We start from the raw sequence: 13107 nt of genomic DNA on the forward strand, positions 1-13107 counted from the left end.
GCATTAGTTGTGGGCTTGGCGATTTGGCTCGAGCGCCGGCGCTGATCCCCTCTCCGTAACCGCTGTCCCGAGGGTTTCGGGAGACGGTTGGTCGGCTGTGCCGCGAGTTTCTGCGAATCCAGGCGCTCAGTAATCCCGCTCCCGAATCGCTGGCGCCGTGGCCTTGCCCGCCGTCGAACACTGCTTGCTCTGATCCAGACGCTCCCAAACCGGCGGCACGGTTGTACGCTTCAATGGGAGCATCGTTGACTGATAGGGACGGGCTTGCCTCTGCGTCGACATTCTCCCCTGTGACGTTGTGCATGGTCGCTGATCCAGACCTCCGAGAGTGACATTTCGGCAACGTCTGGCTCGTGCGCCATAAAGCGCGTTTAGCTGTCTGGACGAACTCGTACTCCGTAGCAGAGAAGGGGGCGGTCCTAAGTTCGCTTTGGTTTCGCCGTTCTCCGGGGCCTCCTGAATGCATTCGCGCAGGCTTCGAGGATCTCCTTCCGTTCGATAAGCAGACCGCGTTCGAGTGCTTGCGCCACCGGTGCTTGCAACCGGTCCCGCGCGTTGTCCGTCAGTCGGATGAACCCCATCCGGTGGAGGGCGTCGTTCATGGCGGTATCGCGGTCGAGTGTGCCGGCTTCGGCCACCGTGCGAACCAGCGATAGCGTCAGTTCGGTATCAGGGACGTGGTCGAGCTGACGGAGTGCGTCCGGGAGCCCCGTCCAGTCACGCAGGCAGGGCACCGCGAACTGTTCGTCACGGCCAGAGAATTCATCCTCCAGGCGGATCAAGTCCTGCGCACCCAGGGCGGCGCGACGCTCATGGATGCGCGCCTGGATTCGGGAACCTGCCCGGGAAAATCCTGCGGCCTCCAGCAGGCGCCGGGTGAGGATGACGAGGTGAACCGGCCCTTCGGTGTCGACGATCTGCAATAGAGCCCGATCGAGTGCCTCCTGGGGGATGTCGTCGAACCGGTCGTGCCCTGATAGAGCAAGATCATTCGTCTCGGTTTCCCGGTAGGGCTGCGTGTCCCACGTCGTCACCCATTCGCAACCACGGTCACGACAATACGAACGCCACGCCGCGCAGGTCTCATTCGGGCCTGGGGTCTGGATGAAATGCTGGTGCACCCGGGCCAGGGCATCCAGGGCCCCATGGTCTGTTTCGCTCATCGCTCGCCCTCCAGGACAAGCTCCACGCCCATGGCCTCGGCGGTGAGGTCGATCATCGCTTCCTGCAGCAGAGTCTTGGGCCCATCGCGCAGGCAGGCGTCATCCAGGGCCAGCAGGACCTCGCCGCGCCCCTCCGAATCGGCCGTCTGCATGAGGCTCCGGGCCAGGATCGTCACGATCCCCATGGCCGGTTCGATGTCTTCGGGCGGCAGGGGTCCCACCCAGATTCGCCAGTGCTCGGCGGCGGGCTGCATGTCCTCGAACAAGGCCGCCTCAGCCGCTGAAGTCGAGCTATTATCGCTAGACCGCTGTGGCAACGTTGCCGCCCCGCGGCCGAGGGCCAGGAACGCAAAGGCGAGGGCCGCAAGCTGATCCCGGCTGGACCAGCTCGAAGGGTCCACCCCGTGCTCGGCCAGAGCCTGCTCGCCAAGTGCCCGGACTGTGTCCAACTGAAACTGAGGCCGTGCCGCTTCCTCCTCCGCAAGCTGCCGTCGGGCCTGGGCCGCGGTGGCGAGCCGCCCAATCCCGCCGATAAGCCCCGCGAAGAGTCGCAGTACCCCACCGAAGAGCCAGTAAACGCTGGCGAAGAGCGCGAAGATCCCCTGGATGGCGGCTGCGTTGTGCCCGCGCAGTTGAACTCCCGCAATCTTGGCTGACGAGCGCCCCGGCCGGATCCAGTTGAACGAGCCGATTGGGGTTTTGGTGGAGACGGTGACACCCGACTTCGACAGGTTGAACTTGGCCGCATCCGATCCATAGCGTCCGCGCAGGATGAAGCGACCGTTTTGGAAGGCGACCTGGGTGTTTTTCGCCAGTCGCGTAGACACCCGCACGCCGTGGTTGGTATTGCCGGTCAGGTTGATGCCGGCGGCCCGCGTCTGTGCACGCAGCGACAACCCGCCAGTACGACTGGCTCGCAGATAGCGCCCGGTGTGCTCGATGCGCTTCTGCCGGCCGTCGCGGCCTTTTTCGCCAACCTTCAGCATCGTCATGGTCGGCTCCCGTCAGCTCGGGGTCTGGCAACCATGCAGGCTTGCATGCCTGAAGCGCTCAGCCCTGCATTCGGATTTCACTCGCCGTCCTTCTTTTCGCCTTCGTCTTGGTTCGGTTCATACAGCACATCGAACCCGACACCCATCTGGCCGTCGCTGCGTCTCTGCATATTCTCCAGGCGCTGTTGGCGTTCCTGCTCTTCCAGCTCCTTGCCCCGCTCCTGCTCTTTATCGTCCATGTTGCGCTCCATGCTTTGATTCGTGGCGGTGGCGTTTCGTGTGTGGGGGGCGTTCTTCACCCCTGGGCATGCATGCTACCGGCCGGGCGCTAGATGTGGCGATTGAGGGGGCGGCTTTGACCTTGAGGGTCATGGGACGCCGGATTGCGCGGCAGTGATGTCCGGTGGCCGGACCACGATACTGACACGGCCGAGTGCACGGTGACGCGTCAGGGGATGACGCCTGCGTGTGCTATCAACAAAGCGAAGACGCCGTTGACCGGCCGCAATCACGCGCGTGTATCGTCCGGGTTCCATCAAACCAGCAAGAAGAAGGCGGGGCATGCCAACACTCGAAGACCGTTACCGGGGCGCTATGCTGGGACTGGCATGCGGCGACGCACTCGGTACCACCCTGGAGTTCCAGCGTCCCGGCCGTTTCACACCCATTACCGATATGGTCGGAGGTGGACCGTTTGGTCTGCAGCCGGGGCAATGGACGGACGATACCTCGATGGCGATCTGCCTGGCCGAGAGCCTGGTCCACTGCCACGGGTTCGATGCACACGACCAGATGGATCGGTACGTGCGGTGGTGGCGGGAGGGGTACGCGAGCAGTACGGGACGGTGTTTCGATATCGGGAACACGGTGCGCGCGGCACTCCATCGCTATGAGGATTCCGGCGACCCCATGAGCGGCTCGGAAGACCCACAAACCGCCGGCAATGGATCTTTGATGCGGCTGGTGCCGATCCCCCTGTCCTATCGGCGCACACCGGTTCAGGCACACGTGGCGGCGCAGGCGAGTTCGGGAACGACGCATAGTGCACGTGAGTGCCTGGATGCCTGTCGTTTGTGGACGGCCTATACGTTGGCCGCTCTCGAGGGTTGGAGCCGGGAAGAGATCCTGGAACGTCCCTGGCGCGGGCTGCCGGGCTTCGAGGCGCAGGACGCGCTGGCGCCTCGGGTCGAGGCGATTGCGCAGGGGTCATTCCGGCAGAACGATCCGCCCCGCATCCGCGGCACGGGCTATGTGGCCGATAGTCTTGAGGCCGCACTATGGGCCTTTTCCCGAAGCCGCGATTTTCGGGAAGGGGCCCTGATGGCGGCCAACCTGGGCGATGACGCCGACACCACCGCCGCGATCTTCGGCCAGTTGGCCGGGGTCTTCTACGGGGAGGCGGGCATCCCCGAGGAGTGGCGCGCCCGGCTCAGCCAGCACGATCGTCTGGCCGGACTCGGAGATGCATTGTTACAGCTCGCGGATGCGGCCCCTGCGGGGGTGAGCGATGCCCGATCTACGGAGGGCACTGAATGACCACCCAACGGACCAGTGCTAGCCATCCGCTGCAAATTGCCGAGATCCCGCTTGCGGAGGGTGGCGTCATCGGCGTCACGTTCTGCCCCGGCAAGCAACAAATGCAGGCGATGACCGGCCCCTGGGCCCGGGATCTTCAGGCCGATGTGACGCGGATAAAGACCTGGGGTGCGACCGCCGTGGTGACCCTCACCACAATCGATGAATTGGTCGAATTGAGTGTTCCGGGATTGGGCGATTGTGTCAGTGACGCCGGGCTGACCTGGTACCACCTTCCCATCCCCGACATGGCCGCTCCCGATGCGCGGTGGGATGATCGGTGGCAGGCCCTGGCGCCGGAAATCCACCGCTCGCTGTATGTGGGTGGGCGCGTGGTGGTGCATTGCAAAGGCGGTCTGGGCCGGTCCGGCACCGTGGCGGCCCGGCTCCTGATTGATCAGGGCATGCCGCCCGTGGCTGCCATCGAACAGGTCCGTCAGGCGCGACCGGGTGCCATCGAGTCCCATGCGCAGGAGCGCTATCTTGAACGGGTAGCGGTGGGGCAGTACGCGAGCGGGTTCAACGAGACACTCCCAGGGGAGCTTGGTGGATGAGCCGTGCGTGGGTGGTTTGGCTCGGGTGTGCACTGTGGGTGGCCGGCTCACCCGCGCCCGCCGACGGCTACTTCAAGTGCGAAACGCCGCAGGGGGTCGAGTACGCCGATGCCCCCTGTACCGGTGACGCCAAGCGCCGCGACTTTCCGAATCAGGACGAGCGAGAACAACGGCGTGCCGAGCAGCAGCGCTTTGCCGCCTGCTTTCGTCCCTCCCGATCCTTTGAGCCTGGGGACAAGGCGTCGGACCTCGCCGAACTTTGTGGTACGCCACGCAGGGTGCGGCGGCTAACGACCGTTCGCGGTGCCGAAGAGCGATGGGAGTATCGGCAGGGACAGCGCGCGGCGTTCGTATGGGTCGAGGACGGTATTATCACGGCCATCCGCGACTAGGCCGGGTTCGGGTAATCAATCCGCCTTCACGCGGATCAGCACCTCGCCCGGTTCCGGGCGCGAAGCCGGGGGCAGCGGGCGGCCGTCGAGCCGGTAGCCTTCCAGCGCAACCATCAGCGCATCGGCCATCTCGGTCTTGGCTTCATCACGTTCAGCGCCGTCGGTGAGCGCCTCCGGTACGTCACGGCAGGTGGCGAGGTACCGTCCAGCGGCGTCGCGCTCGATGCGGACGGGGTAATGCTGTGCGTTCATCGCAATGCTCCTGGTCTAGCGTCAACAGTCGATAAGGCTGTCTTTCCGGTGACCCACGAGACCGATTTTGAAGGGCGGTCGCGGGACCGGGGAATGAATTCCGTTCCACCCGATACGACACGATACAAAACCTGGGCGACAGAAAACGACGCACTGGGGTGAGATGCTGGGAAGGCATTCAGCCGTAGCACGAGGCCAATGAAGACGAAGCGCCTAGCCCGGGGTGTTGCCCCGCTTGTGCTGGCCTTGCTTGCAGGCTGCATGACTCCGACGCTCCCCTCGGGCAATAGTCACCATGTGGGCCAGCCCTTGATCCGCGAGGCGGATGGCCGGATCACGGGATACGTCGACCAAAAGCGGTTCGGGCCGACGTACATTCGTGCCCCGGACGGACGGATCCTGGGGACGGTAGAAGAGGGACCGGGCGCGGCACCTACGTATATTGGCGGAACGGATAGTCGAATCCTGCGCCAGATCGACTGATTAGGGTGGGCAGGTGGCAAATGCCTGAACCCACGAACGACGGTCCCTGGTTCGGGAGTGGAACGGGGTAGCGCCCCCACGTACGCGGCCGCCTGTGAACCAAGCAGTGGGTTCTCGGATGGCTTCTGGGTGGTTGGAATGGATTCAAGGGGGATGAAGTGGAAGATTTCGAGAGCCGCGTTGTAGAACATGGCGATGGCGGTTGGACGCTATGGGTCCAGCAACCTGGAAGCGGGCCATTCGCTGTTCTTGAGAGCCATCCAGCTACCTCGGCAAGCGAGCGAGGTTTAGCGCGATGTGGCCGCGCCGCCTTGAGTCTCCGACTGGAGGACGACCGTGACGGCCTTGGTGGGTCCATTGCCGAGATCCATGTTCGCGGGCATAAGCCACGCGCCAAGCGCATTCGGTTCCCGCGCGCCCATTCCTCGGAGGTCGCCGGATTTTTTCAGCGAGCGCTCTCCCCGGGGATGATGGGTATCGATGCGGCCGATGTGTTCTCGGTGCTTCCGGCGTCTGGTGGGGTGGGTGTACTGGCCGAGTATCCGGCCCCCAGAGCACAGCGCGATACGGAGGACGTCGAAAGATATCTCACCGCACAGGTGAGCCGGTGTGGTCCGGTGTCCTCGGCTCTGGTGGTGCTTCCGGTGGATGCCACCGTCACTCCGGCAACGGTGGATATGGTTGCGCAATCCGTAACCCGAAACCTTTCCGAAGGATCCGACCTAGTTCTGGCCGCACCGCTGTCGATAACAGGTGGAGAACCGATGACGATTTGCCTCTTTGGGGAATAGCGGCATTCGCGTGCGGTTCGTAGTCCGATGTCAGGGCTCTATTTCCAGGCGTCAGGGATGGTCGCCTTTCTCCTTCAGTCTCTGAATCCCGCCCGCATCCGGGTGATTTTTTCAGACTAGGGAGATCGACATGCAGAAACGGATCATCACGACCGCCGGGCTCATCGCGATTCTGGGCCTCGGCGCCACGGCCGCTCAGGCCTCCGGTTTTGACGGTGGCTACATTGGCGGTCAGGTGGGCGGGGCGTCCTACGACATCGATGCCTCGTTGAGCGGGCTGGGCAGCCTGACCGGTCTCAGCGGAACCGGGGCCGTCGGAGGCCTGTTTGCGGGGTACGGTGGCGTCTCCAGCGGCGGTGTCTACGGTGGCGTGGAGATCGACGCCCAGATCGAGGATGCGGATGCTACGGTGTCGATCGACGGCGAAGGCACTGCGGGTGTCGAGGCCCGTCACAGCTACGGCGTCACCGGACGTATCGGCGGGCTGGTGAGCGACAACGTGCTCGTCTACGGGCTTTTGGGTTACCAGCAAACGGAAGTCCGCAGCAGCGTGCGCGGTCCGGGCTTCGTGAACGGCTCTGATACCGACCGCATCAACGGTCCGAGGATTGGGGCGGGCGTGGAAGTGCAGCGCGATACCGGATGGTTCATGCGGGGCGAGGTGTCTTACACCGCCTACAGCAGCGAGTCGTATGGCGACCTGGAGATCGACCCCGGTGCGACCCGAGTGCAGTTCGGGCTTGGCTACCGGTTCTGACGGATCGAATCGCGCCTTCGTGCGCATGTGGGATGACCGTGCCGAGCGGTATCCGATACCGGGAGGTGGCGTCATTGCCATCTCCCGGTTTTGCGTTGGGGCAGGTCGCCTGTCAGTCTGAACAGGGGGCTGGAGCCTACGCCGGATGAACAGGGAGCCGGAGATGAGTCAGGGCAACGGAATGCGTGCCACGCTGCAGCGGCAGTCCCGCCGTTTGAGCGCACCGGAACTGGTCGAACACCTGCAAATGCACGGATTGTCGAACACCTTGTGCCCACCGATTGGGATAGGGAGGCGCTGTCCGGCTTCCGTCCGGTGGGCGCGGATGAGCGTGGAAGAGAGTCCAGAGTGAGATGGTCGGTTTTTGAGTCGGGTGGCAGTGTAGGTGGGCAATGAGATTTTTGGCGATTTACTTTCAGGGAGAATTTAAATGAAAGAGATCTGGGATGGATCCATGGATACGGTCTACTACACCAGTGATGAAGCAACGTTGCGCGCCCCATGCAAGGTTACGATTGGGCGCGATCAGATTATCGTCTCATATGATCTTGAAGGGGAGAACTATCAGTATACCGGAACGGCTGATGCTCCTGGTCACTTCATATTGGCTTTGGCGAATAGACCTGGAGAAACTGGAGGAGCAACATTGCACCGATTTCCGAACAGCAAGCTGCTGGAAGGATACTGGGAGGAGGATAGAGTGAAAGGGTTCTGGCGCATCCATCTTGACCAACAATTGGAACCCCTCGGTGGTTAGCTGTTGGTGATCGTATAGCGGGTGTGTGAGGTCGTCCATTCGGACTCAGCATCTGAGTGGAACGATACGGAAGGCGGAGGACGAATGAGCGAGCGATTCCGGGCTGAAAGCCGATATTGAGCAGTCGCATCTGAGAATGGCTTCTATCTGGTCGCCGCTTGATCCACTCGTAGTCGGTTTCGACCTGAACGTTTCGCTGTTGATAATGCGTCGTCGGCCCGAACGAGGAGGTCCTCGAACCCCTCGCCTTCGAGCCGCGTCGCGGCTCCGATCGATACGGTCATCCTGTGCTCGTGGTTCATCCCCGGCACGTCGAGGGTTGGTATTGCCTCGACGATGCGCGCACCGATCTGTTCAGCGCCCAACTGATCGGTTTCCGGCAGGAGCATCACGAACTCTTCGCCGCCGATGCGCCCCATGAGATCGGTATCGCGCAACAGGCGGTCACAGCACTGTGTGAACTGGCGCAGAGCCTCATCACCTTGGGCGTGACCGTACTGGGTGTTGATCGTCTTGAAGTGATCGATGTCGAGGACGAGTAGCGAAAGGGGACGGTGGTGGCGGTGAGCCCGTTCGATTTCATGTTCGGCCTGCTCGAAGAGGGCCCGCCGGTTGGCGATGCCGGTAAGGGGGTCCGTGTAGGCTGCCTCGCGCCAGTACTGTTCGAGTTGCTTGCGCGGCGTGACGTTGACGGCGACCCAGAGGACCACGGGCTTCGGGTGATCGTAGCTGGGCAGCGGCAAGGCGCGCCCCTCAAACCACTGCTCGGCCTGGTGGTGGCCGGTATCCCGAACGGATCGAGGAAGCAGCGTCACATCGGCAACGCGAAGCTGATACTCCAGCGTTTGCATCTCTCCGGTTCGCAGGGCTTGCTGCACGTGGGTCAAACATGCCTCGGCGACCGCTGGCGGAAGGGCATCCGCGAGCGTATAGCCTTCCAGAGACTTGCCGCTCGCATACATGGCCTCATTGGCCCCGCCGAGCACCTTCACATACCGCCCTTCCGCGTCCAGCACGAAGGAAATGTCGGGTAGGGCTTTCAGGAGTGTGAGTAGTTGATCCCTTTCTGCCTTCAGGGCGGCGATAGTGGAAGTTTCCGTCGAATCCTGAATGTCATCCATTTGGCGTCCCTTGGCCTCTGCAATCCGTGCTGCTACGTGTTGGCGGTTTTGGGTCAGGCGAAGCCGGCCCGTCGTGCGCCCGCACCGGGCTTGATGCGATGCTCGGCGACCAGGGCGTTGGCAAGTGCCTGCAACGTGAGGCCCGCGCTTGGCGTGCTCCGGAGCGATTGGCTTCGCACCACCGTCGCGAAGTCGCCAGGAGTGAGGCTGTCGAGCTGGCGTACGATGGCGTGAGCGGTATCGAGCGCGGCACGATCGTCTGCATCGCTCGGCTGGAGTCGCGAGACCAGTTGGTCGAAGAGTTGCGCGCGTTGCTGGTGATCCAGTGGGCGCAATTCCAGCTTGTGGTCGAAGCGGCGCAGGGCGGCCGGGTCCAGGGCTTCGAGGCAGTTGGTGGCGCAGATGAGGATGCCGTCGAAGGCCTCGATCTGGACCAGCAGTTCATTGGTTTGTGTCATCTCCCAGGTCTGGCGGGCCCGGGACCGAGCCGTGAGGAAGCTATCCGCCTCGTCGAGTAACAGAACGGCCCCTTCCTTCCGCGTTTCCCGAAAAGCCTGGGCCAGGTTCTTCTCGGTCACCCCCACGTATGGCGAGATCAGTTCCGAGGCGGTGCGCTTGCGCAGCGGACGGTCGGCGTGTTCGGCAAGATGATGAGCCAGCGCTGTCTTGCCGGTGCCTGGTGGGCCATACGCCAGCAGGGTGCCTTGCCCACCAGCGACCAGGTCCTGGATGACGGCCTCGACCGGCGTGTCGGTATTGAGATATTCGAGGCCGTAATCCAGTGCATCCAGCCCACGGGGCGTGATCATTGGTGGGCGCCCCTGAAGTTCTGCTTGCTGGTCAAGATGATTCGCCATAACCAATTCCGGCGCATCCGGGCCATTACGTAGAAGCCGTGCCACCCGGGCGGCGCGGCTGATCTCGGCAGGGGTCAGGGCGTCTCTCCCGGCCGTGTAATCGAGCCAGGCCTCGGTCACGTCGAGATCTTCACAGGCGCGCGCCAGGAGTGCGCGTCGGACCGAACGTGGTGGGTGCCCTACCTCGAGCGCGTAGTCGAAACGGCGCAGGTACGCTGGGTCCAGTTGATCCCAATGGTTGGTGATCCAAATCGCCGGAACGGGATTTTCCTCCAGCATCTGGTTGGTCCAGGCCTTCCCGCGATTTTTCGAGCGATGGTGGCCGCCAAACTGCGCCGCGTCTGAACTGGCGTCGAACACATCCTCGATTTCGTCGAAGACGATCAAGGCATCCTTGGTACGGCGCAACAGGTACTGGCAGAGCTGGTAGGCGCGTTGCCGACGGTGCGGTTCCATGGGGCTACCGTCGTCATCTTCGTGGTTCACATCCCGTGCGTGTAGCTCGGCTTCGCAGGCGACGCGGCGTGCGATCTGCGTCTTCCCCGTCCCTGGAGGCCCATACAACAAGATGTTGACGCCCTGAACGCCATCCCCGGCCGCCTGCAGGAGCAGCGCCTTGACTCGTTCGATATCGGGTTCGAGGTGTGACAGGGCAAGTTGATTCTCCTCGGGAACGGGCGCGTCACGGAAGAACCCCGCGAAGATGCGGTCGGGGGAGTCCAACGTTCCGAGCAGTTGGGAGGCGAGGCTGTCCAGCAAATCGAACCCGAGATCGCGCCCGTTGGACGACGACACCCTGACAAGGCCAGAACGGACCAGGGTTTCGCTGTGTGAGAGGGCGTTCTGGATATCCCCCGTGGTCCGGTTCAGGGCGAGCGCGACGATTTCTGCCGAGGCCAGGTCGCAGGATTCGCGAACTTCGGATAACAGCTTTTCAAAGCTGTAGTTGGACGTATATAGGGTGAGAAACTCCAGGATTTCGCATTCGGTGTCGTTCAGGCCCAATGGTTCAGCAAGGATCCGGATGTTCCGCGCGATCGCGCGGTCTTGGAGCCGCGATTCATCGGCCTCGAATGCCTGAAGGCGTTCCTGAACGGCTTGCTCCAAGGCCAGATGATCATCCTCGTCTTCTTCGTCGAGGTGTATGCCGATTCCCTTTAGTTCGCCTCTATTTGACAAGGAACCCAGATTGTCGCTCGCATCCCGCGGCAGGGCGGTTGCAAGGATTCGCAGGCTCCACAGAGTTCTCATGTTTCGTACGTCGTTCGAGGGGGATGGACGGCTGGATCGCATGCGGTGCCTGCGTAGGCGACGACGAAGGTTCAAGGGCATGGAGCACTCCTGGATCTAGTGAGGCCCCAGCTTCATCCAGGAAGGCGACAGAGTTTGACGCATGGCAGATTCGGAAGGACCGTCCTTGTTTCTCTATAGGGATGGGCCACGTACTCCTTGGCGAATGCGTGTTGCCCGATCAGTCGCGGACCTCGTAGAGCAGTACGCCTCGAGTATCGCGGACCTGCTTCTGACCCAGGGCGGCGCCTTCGGTGATGTAGCCCTTGCGGTTCCCGTCGGCGTCATAGATGGAGGGCTTGCCGAATCCGGCAGGCACCGTCGCGGCGCACCCTGCCAACAGGCATGCGATTCCGATCACGATCCATCTCATGGCGACCTCCTGATCCGGTGACGTTTTCATCAGTCTGGCACCTTTGTGCGACATGACCTGACGCCCCGATGCGATGTACTGGGAGGAAACGGCACGGCAGGGGGCCGGTTTGCCATGAGGGCGGTGTGGGATAAGGTGGCGGCAAATGCACCGGCATTTAACGGACCGGGCGACAGGAGAGAAGGGATGCCGGAAGGGCAGGGAATGCGCGCCACGCTGCAGCGCCGGATGTTATTGCTGGGGATGATCCCGCGGCAGCCCCGTCGAGTGAGCGCACCGGATCTTGTCGGACGCCTCCAGACACGTGGGCTCTCCACCACGCTGCGTACCATCGAACGGGATCTGGAGGCCCTGTCTGGGTTCCTTCCGCTGGGTCGGGATGAACGGGACCGCCCGTACGGCTGGTACTGGCTGTCCGAGGCGCCGTTGCAAGACGTGCCGGCGATGGATCCGGAAACGGCCCTGACCCTCCAGATCCTGGACGCGCATTCCGCACAACTGCTACCGCCTTCGGCCCGGGCGCGACTCAAGCCGCAGGCTGCCCGCGCCCGGGAAGTCCTGGACTCCGCCGGCGAAGCCTCCGGTCTGAGCCTGTGGCCCGAGCGGGTTCGCATCCTTTCCAACGGTCCGCCGCTCACTCCGCCCGAGATGCCGGACGGCGTGTTCCTGGTCCTGCAGCAGGGCCTGCTGGAACGCCGCTGCCTCGATATCACCTACCGTTCCCGTTCGAAGGGGCGGGTGAAGGATCACCGGATCCATCCGCTGGCACTCGTGTTCCGCGAACCGGTTACCTACTTGCTGGCCACGATGGAACCGCATCAGGATGTCGTGCATCTGGCGGCCCACCGTATCGAGGCCGCGGCCCTGACCGATCAGCCCGCCCGCGATCCCGAGGGCGGGTTCGACCTCGACCAGATCATCCGCAACGGCGCCTTCGACTATCCCGAGGGTGATGTCATCTCCCTGGAACTCCGGGTAAATGCGGACCTTGCCTACCACCTCCACGAGGCCCGCCTGGCGGAAGACCAGCTCATTGAGCGGGGTCCCGACGGCACCTCGCGTGTGACGGCCACCGTGCGCGACACCGCCCGGCTCAAGTGGTGGCTCTTGGGTCTGGGGGCGGGCGTCGAGGTCCTTGGACCCCCGTCACTGCGCGACGCCGTTGCCCAGGAATTGGAATCCGCCCGTCTGGCCTACCGCACCAAGGATCCCGCATGAGAGCCTTCCGTCCCTTGCGCAACAGTTGGGCGCGCTTGTCCGGTCGCAGGCGCCTGGCAACGCGCGAGGACATTCGGGCATGGACCGTGGGCAATCTGTTGCTGGAGCTTCCGCGGTGCACCCGCCGTGTTCGGCTTCTGTCACCCCCGCAGGGGCAGTCACCCGTCGGCTGTGAATGGATTGTTTCCGCCCGCGACCTGAAGCACTGGCTGGAAGAACGTGACCCGCCTGTAGTCGCGGCAAGACCGGACGGGACTCGTCGGGCCTTTCGGTTATGGCTGCAGGCCGCGGACGATCGTGTCGACGCCATCATCGATCTCCCGGACGCGTTTTGGTCCGAACTGCGCGGTCGGTTCACGCAAATGGTTTCGGCGATCGCGGGAGAGCTTCGCTGTGTGCAATGCGATGATGTCGTGACGTGCCCGGAAGAAGTGTGCGGCGACAAAACCCACGACGGGGCCTTCACCGTCTGGGCGACGCAGACCCGATGTGTGCGAGGGCATGACCTGTTCAGCGAGGCGCACGCGACCGA

Annotated in this window: 16 protein-coding genes; 9 read left to right on the forward strand and 7 right to left on the reverse strand. The window is 63.2% G+C overall.

Translation table 11 applies throughout. From position 1 onward, the window contains the following. Window positions 1-419: 419 nt before the first annotated feature. From D573_RS0112970 to D573_RS14715, 3 genes are all read right to left on the reverse strand, one after another. Complete coding sequence (locus tag D573_RS0112970; protein ID WP_018939050.1) at window positions 420-1163, reverse strand: DUF3320 domain-containing protein; 744 nt, start codon at window positions 1161-1163, stop codon at window positions 420-422. Then, window positions 1160-2155 carry a hypothetical protein gene (locus D573_RS0112975; protein ID WP_018939051.1) on the reverse strand — a complete coding sequence of 332 codons (996 nt, stop codon included), beginning with the start codon at window positions 2153-2155 and terminating at the stop codon, window positions 1160-1162. The genes D573_RS0112970 and D573_RS0112975 overlap by 4 nt, the downstream gene beginning before the upstream one ends. Before the next feature lie 77 nt (window positions 2156-2232). Continuing rightward, entirely contained in the window at window positions 2233-2394 is a 162-nt protein-coding gene (locus D573_RS14715; RefSeq protein ID WP_196800926.1) for a hypothetical protein, read from the reverse strand. A 355-nt stretch (window positions 2395-2749) separates the two neighbouring features. Between D573_RS14715 and D573_RS0112985 the strand changes: the two genes are divergently transcribed. From D573_RS0112985 to D573_RS0112995, 3 genes are read left to right on the forward strand one after another with little or no spacing between them, the layout of a single operon-like run. Further along, a complete protein-coding gene (locus D573_RS0112985; RefSeq protein ID WP_018939053.1) occupies window positions 2750-3691 on the forward strand; it encodes an ADP-ribosylglycohydrolase family protein in 942 nt (313 codons plus the stop codon). Beyond that, on the forward strand, window positions 3688-4284 hold the full coding sequence (locus tag D573_RS0112990) for a cyclin-dependent kinase inhibitor 3 family protein (protein ID WP_018939054.1): 597 nt from the start codon (window positions 3688-3690) through the stop codon (window positions 4282-4284). The genes D573_RS0112985 and D573_RS0112990 overlap by 4 nt, the downstream gene beginning before the upstream one ends. Continuing rightward, window positions 4281-4676, forward strand: coding sequence for a hypothetical protein (locus tag D573_RS0112995; RefSeq protein ID WP_018939055.1), 396 nt, complete (start codon window positions 4281-4283; stop codon window positions 4674-4676). The genes D573_RS0112990 and D573_RS0112995 overlap by 4 nt, the downstream gene beginning before the upstream one ends. A gap of 15 nt (window positions 4677-4691) precedes the next feature. Here D573_RS0112995 and D573_RS0113000 read toward each other — a convergent pair whose 3' ends face one another. After that, window positions 4692-4928 (reverse strand): type II toxin-antitoxin system HicB family antitoxin, encoded by a 237-nt coding sequence (locus tag D573_RS0113000; protein WP_018939056.1) that lies wholly within the window; start codon window positions 4926-4928, stop codon window positions 4692-4694. A gap of 198 nt (window positions 4929-5126) precedes the next feature. Here D573_RS0113000 and D573_RS14865 point away from each other — a divergent pair, with 198 nt between their 5' ends. The 4 genes from D573_RS14865 to D573_RS14615 all read left to right on the forward strand — a co-directional run bounded on the left by D573_RS14865 (window position 5127) and on the right by D573_RS14615 (window position 7716). Continuing rightward, window positions 5127-5411, forward strand: a complete 285-nt coding sequence (locus D573_RS14865) for a hypothetical protein (RefSeq protein ID WP_018939057.1) — start codon at window positions 5127-5129, stop codon at window positions 5409-5411. A gap of 158 nt (window positions 5412-5569) precedes the next feature. Beyond that, window positions 5570-6202, forward strand: a complete 633-nt coding sequence (locus D573_RS14470; RefSeq protein ID WP_081618769.1) for a hypothetical protein — start codon at window positions 5570-5572, stop codon at window positions 6200-6202. Window positions 6203-6332: 130 nt separating this feature from the next. After that, window positions 6333-6959: an outer membrane protein gene (locus D573_RS0113010; RefSeq protein ID WP_018939058.1), complete on the forward strand. Its 627-nt coding sequence runs from the start codon at window positions 6333-6335 to the stop codon at window positions 6957-6959. Between the two features lie 430 nt (window positions 6960-7389). Continuing rightward, entirely contained in the window at window positions 7390-7716 is a 327-nt protein-coding gene (locus tag D573_RS14615; RefSeq protein ID WP_155984864.1) for a hypothetical protein, read from the forward strand. Window positions 7717-7859: 143 nt separating this feature from the next. Here D573_RS14615 and D573_RS0113020 read toward each other — a convergent pair whose 3' ends face one another. The 3 genes from D573_RS0113020 to D573_RS0113030 form a co-directional block, all read right to left on the reverse strand. Then, on the reverse strand, window positions 7860-8837 hold the full coding sequence (locus tag D573_RS0113020) for a sensor domain-containing diguanylate cyclase (protein ID WP_018939060.1): 978 nt from the start codon (window positions 8835-8837) through the stop codon (window positions 7860-7862). A 53-nt stretch (window positions 8838-8890) separates the two neighbouring features. Next, the gene (locus tag D573_RS0113025; RefSeq protein WP_018939061.1) at window positions 8891-10699 is read right to left on the reverse strand and encodes an ATP-binding protein; all 1809 of its coding nucleotides are present in this window, start codon (window positions 10697-10699) and stop codon (window positions 8891-8893) included. 466 nt (window positions 10700-11165) lie between these two features. Next, window positions 11166-11357: a hypothetical protein gene (locus D573_RS0113030; RefSeq protein ID WP_018939063.1), complete on the reverse strand. Its 192-nt coding sequence runs from the start codon at window positions 11355-11357 to the stop codon at window positions 11166-11168. 186 nt (window positions 11358-11543) lie between these two features. On the opposite strand from D573_RS0113030, the gene D573_RS0113035 reads away from it, so the two are divergent. Both D573_RS0113035 and D573_RS15020 read left to right on the forward strand, forming a co-directional pair. Then, entirely contained in the window at window positions 11544-12575 is a 1032-nt protein-coding gene (locus D573_RS0113035; protein ID WP_018939064.1) for a YafY family protein, read from the forward strand. Further along, a partial coding sequence (locus D573_RS15020; protein WP_038039921.1) for a hypothetical protein occupies window positions 12572-13107 on the forward strand: 536 nt, incomplete at its 3' end. The genes D573_RS0113035 and D573_RS15020, both read left to right, overlap by 4 nt.

The organism is Thioalkalivibrio sp. AKL9 (genome assembly GCF_000377825.1).
In the GTDB taxonomy this organism is placed as follows: Bacteria; Pseudomonadota; Gammaproteobacteria; order Ectothiorhodospirales; family Ectothiorhodospiraceae; genus Thioalkalivibrio; species Thioalkalivibrio versutus.

Bases quoted from the DNA above. Each gene is read 5' to 3' on its own strand.
- D573_RS0112970 (WP_018939050.1), bottom strand. From the start codon at position 1,163: ATGAGCGAAACAGACCATGGGGCCCTGGATGCCCTGGCCCGGGTGCAC.
- D573_RS0112975 (WP_018939051.1), bottom strand. From the start codon at position 2,155: ATGACGATGCTGAAGGTTGGCGAAAAAGGCCGCGACGGCCGGCAGAAG.
- D573_RS14715 (WP_196800926.1), bottom strand. From the start codon at position 2,394: ATGGACGATAAAGAGCAGGAGCGGGGCAAGGAGCTGGAAGAGCAGGAA.
- D573_RS0112985 (WP_018939053.1), top strand. From the start codon at position 2,750: ATGCTGGGACTGGCATGCGGCGACGCACTCGGTACCACCCTGGAGTTC.
- D573_RS0112990 (WP_018939054.1), top strand. From the start codon at position 3,688: ATGACCACCCAACGGACCAGTGCTAGCCATCCGCTGCAAATTGCCGAG.
- D573_RS0112995 (WP_018939055.1), top strand. From the start codon at position 4,281: ATGAGCCGTGCGTGGGTGGTTTGGCTCGGGTGTGCACTGTGGGTGGCC.
- D573_RS0113000 (WP_018939056.1), bottom strand. From the start codon at position 4,928: ATGAACGCACAGCATTACCCCGTCCGCATCGAGCGCGACGCCGCTGGA.
- D573_RS14865 (WP_018939057.1), top strand. From the start codon at position 5,127: ATGAAGACGAAGCGCCTAGCCCGGGGTGTTGCCCCGCTTGTGCTGGCC.
- D573_RS0113010 (WP_018939058.1), top strand. From the start codon at position 6,333: ATGCAGAAACGGATCATCACGACCGCCGGGCTCATCGCGATTCTGGGC.
- D573_RS14615 (WP_155984864.1), top strand. From the start codon at position 7,390: ATGAAAGAGATCTGGGATGGATCCATGGATACGGTCTACTACACCAGT.
- D573_RS0113020 (WP_018939060.1), bottom strand. From the start codon at position 8,837: ATGGATGACATTCAGGATTCGACGGAAACTTCCACTATCGCCGCCCTG.
- D573_RS0113030 (WP_018939063.1), bottom strand. From the start codon at position 11,357: ATGAGATGGATCGTGATCGGAATCGCATGCCTGTTGGCAGGGTGCGCC.
- D573_RS0113035 (WP_018939064.1), top strand. From the start codon at position 11,544: ATGCCGGAAGGGCAGGGAATGCGCGCCACGCTGCAGCGCCGGATGTTA.